3 protein-coding genes are annotated in these 3,115 nt (G+C 56.2%); all 3 read right to left on the reverse strand.

The features are described 5' to 3' along the window. Positions 1–978, reverse strand: a 978-nt coding sequence (locus ACYCUK_RS24000; RefSeq protein WP_461597095.1) for an efflux RND transporter permease subunit, incomplete at its 3' end; no start/stop codon positions are given. A 3-nt stretch (positions 979–981) separates the two neighbouring features. After that, positions 982–1,965: an efflux RND transporter periplasmic adaptor subunit gene (locus ACYCUK_RS24005; RefSeq protein ID WP_461597096.1), complete on the reverse strand. Its 984-nt coding sequence runs from the start codon at positions 1,963–1,965 to the stop codon at positions 982–984. Beyond that, positions 1,958–3,115: TolC family protein (locus tag ACYCUK_RS24010; protein ID WP_461597097.1), on the reverse strand; the 1,158-nt coding region annotated here is incomplete at its 5' end. The genes ACYCUK_RS24005 and ACYCUK_RS24010, both read right to left, overlap by 8 nt.

A 3,115-nucleotide genomic window follows, 5' to 3' on the forward strand; every position in this document is an offset into this window, starting at 1 on the left:
GGCCTGGCGGAATACTTGGGTGTGCATTTGTATGCCTGCTGGCAAATGTGCCTTGATTTCGGCCAGCGTTTTTTCCACCTTCTCCGTAGTGGTGACGGTGTCGGCCCCGTAGGTCTTGGAGATAGTCCCGATGACGGCCTCCTTCATGCCGAAGGCGCCGTCCCCCCGCTTGATTTGTCCTCCAAAAGCCACTTTGGCGACATTGGAAATGGTGATGGGCACCCCGTCGCGAACAGTGATCACTGTCTTTCTGAGATCATCCAGAGATGAAATTCTCCCGATTCCGGCCACGATAAGTTCCTGACCAGGTTTTTCCAGAAAGGCGCCGGGCACATTGCTGTTGGATCTTTCCAAGGCTCGCCGCACTTCCTCGCCACTGACCTGGTAGGCCAACATGCGGGCAGGATCGAGGCGCACCTGATACTGCTTGACTTCACCTCCGATGGACACAACCGAAGCGATACCGCCCAGGGCCAGGAGGCGCGGACGGATTTCCCAGTCCGACAGGGTGCGCATTTTTTCTGGTGGCACGGTATTGCTTGTCAAAGCATATTTGACCAGCCAGCCCACCGCCGAGGTCACCGGCAGCAGGATCGGAGATTTGGAGCCAGAAGGCAGGCGGCCCGTCACGGCCTGGATCCGCTCGTTGACCAGTTGCCGGTCCTGATAAATGTTCGAGCCCGCCTTGAACATGACCGTGATGGTGGAGAGACCCACCGACGTTTTGGAGCGCACATGGGTCACGCCCGGTGTTCCGTTAATGGCGCTTTCCAGGGGGTAGGTCACCAGGGCCTCCACATCCGTCGGCGCCAGACCCGGCACCTCGGTCTGAACGACGACCTGTGGCGGTGCGAACTCGGGAAACACGTCCACCGGCATCTTCTTGAGGGCAAACCATCCCGAGACGAATAAAACCAGGGTGACCGCCAGAACGATCGGGCGGTTGTTCAGGGACCAGGCAATCAGGCGGTTGAACATGATTCAATCCTCCGCTTTCAAGAATTCAGCACCCAACCACATGGTATAGATCTCACGGTTCCCCCGGGTTACCACCTTTTGTCCCGGAGAGAGTCCGGAAAGAACCTCCGTAAACCCGTCCATCTTCATTCCGGTTTGCACAAGAATGCGCCGATAGGAGCCGGGACCTGCGCTCACAAAAAGAAACTTCTCGCCGTTGGCAAGCAGGAGGGCGGCATCGGGTACAACGAGCACTTTTTTGGTTTGTTTCACAGTCAGCCTGACGCGGGCGAACATGTTGGGCTTCAGAAGTCCCTTTGGATTGGAAACCTGGATCCAGACCGAACCCGTGCGATTTTTGGGGTTGAGGCGTGGGCCAACGAGAGTTACCCGTCCTCGAAAGACCTGGCCGGGGTAGCCGAGAACCCGGATCTCTGCTTCTTGCCCAAAGCGGACTTTGTCAAAGTCTTCCTCGTAGACCCTGGCCACAACAAGCATTTGCGCCGGATTGCCAATATGGAAAAGGACCGTATTGGGTTCCACCGCCTGCCCCAAAACGATATTCCGCACGTCTACAATGCCGCTCAGGGGAGCGGTAATGACAACGCTGGGGGGAGGATTGCCGATCAGCCTGGACTCCACCTTGACCATACGCTGGCCCTTGTGCACCCGCTCCCCCAAACTGACGTAAACGGACGTGACCTGGCCACTGATACGCAGTGTCACGTCCGACTGACGGTCGGGGAGCCACCTCACCGTCCCGTTCAGGTCCAATACTTCTTTCATTCTTCGATAACTGACGGATGCCAGGGAAAGGGCCAAAAACTTTTGTTGTTTGGGGCTCAAATGCACGGATCGATCACTTCCTCCGTTTTTACCATTGACCGTGATTTTCTCCCCTCCATGGGCCCAAGCCGGAAAGAATATTCCGGATCCGGCAAACAGGACAAAAAGAGCGAGAAACAGTCGGCAAGCGATTCTGCGGATGATCTGACAGGCACTATTCATGGATCCGCTCCCCCCTTCCGGAGTCGTGATTTTCAGGACGATTTAAAGATTCGAGGTATTCTCCCACAGCTCGGCGTAACGCCACCCAAGCCTGCAGGTATTGTCCCATGGTATTCAGGTAGGCGATGTGCTGGTCTCCATGCTGTCGTTGGGCCTGAACGGCTGTGAGAATTGATGCCTGCCCTGTCATATAGGCCTGTTGGGCAAGGAGCATGTTGCGATCACTCAACTTGAGCATCCCGTTTCGGTAGCGGTCCACCGCAATTAGGAGACGTTCCGTTTCGGAATAGGCCCCTGCGACTTCATTCTGGACCTGAAGCGTCAGAGCCCGAACTTCTGCGGAGGCTTGCCGGTTCATCGCCACCGCTTCGGCAATGCGGCCCTGATTTTTGTTCCAGAGAGGGAGTGGAATAGTGAGAACAAAACTGGGTCCGACATCAGTTCCTGTGGAAAGGCCATTGGGAAAAACGGTCTGTCCGGAAAAAACGCCAAGGCCGGCAGTCCAGTCCTCCCAACGCTGTGCTTTGGCCAGGTCAAACTGAGCCCTTGAGCGTTCTATCGCCAATTGTGCCGATTGAAGGTCGGGGCGCAATATGAGGGCCCGGCGTTGCTCTTCTGCGAGGCTCGGCAGTGCAGGGACCGGAGGAAGGGTCTCGTCAAGCTCCAACGTCTTGTCAGCGCCAAGTCCCAAGAGTTGCTTCAATCGAATGGAAATCCGGGATCTCTGTGCCTTCAGGAGAATTCGTTCCTGACGGAGGCGTTCCAGCTCCAATTGCGCCGTATTGACGTCAAGTTCGGAAACTTCGGCCACCTGAAAACGGTTGCGGCTTGCGTCTAGGAGTTCCCGATCGACCTGCATCAGCTGATCCCGTAAACGAATCTGACTGTCCAGGACAAGAATCCGATAAAAGACTTCGGCCACCTGACTGGACAATCTGAGCTTGGCCTGTTGGATCTCCGCCCGAGCCCGGACCACATCCACCTTGGCCACATCCTTTTGACGGGCAATTCGGCCCGCCACAGGAAAGTCTTGGGTAAATCCGACACCTAACTCGTATTCATCGGGTTGGTTGGTAAAAATGGCATCGTAGCCAGAAAAGGAAAGACGGGGATTCGGAGACATACCGGCCTGTATCAGTCGGGCCTTTGC

It is taken from the genome of Thiomonas sp. (assembly GCF_054608695.1).

Excerpts from the sequence above, each read along its gene's own strand:
- ACYCUK_RS24005 (WP_461597096.1), bottom strand. The coding sequence starts at position 1,965 with ATGAATAGTGCCTGTCAGATCATCCGCAGAATCGCTTGCCGACTGTTT.